The organism is Psychrobacter sp. TB20-MNA-CIBAN-0197, from assembly GCF_040309765.1.
Classification (GTDB): Bacteria; Pseudomonadota; Gammaproteobacteria; order Pseudomonadales; family Moraxellaceae; genus Psychrobacter; species Psychrobacter submarinus.
Genome location: NZ_JBEOPC010001143.1, coordinates 1 through 248 on the forward strand (window position 1 = coordinate 1; position 248 = coordinate 248).

Below are 248 nucleotides of genomic sequence, written 5' to 3' on the forward strand. Positions count from 1 at the left end.
CGCTCACAGTGGTTCGATCAATTTGCAGATTGGATCGCGCAGCCAAAACCACAAGCATTGCTTAATAGTTCTATATTTTTTGACTTAGACGGTGTGTGGGGTAAAACCAAGTGGGCCGACGAGCTTAAAATATTTATAGCAAAACAAAGTAAAGTAAATCGCGTATTTTTAGCTAATATGGCAGCAAATGCTAGAAATAGAACACCTCCACTAGGTTTCTTTAAAGGCTTTGTTATGGAGCATAATGG

General features: G+C 39.1%; 1 protein-coding gene. It reads left to right on the forward strand.

Annotated features, from left to right (window positions below; genetic code table 11):
* Positions 1-248: hypothetical protein (locus AAEY83_RS17505; RefSeq protein ID WP_502945215.1), on the forward strand; the 248-nt coding region annotated here is incomplete at both ends.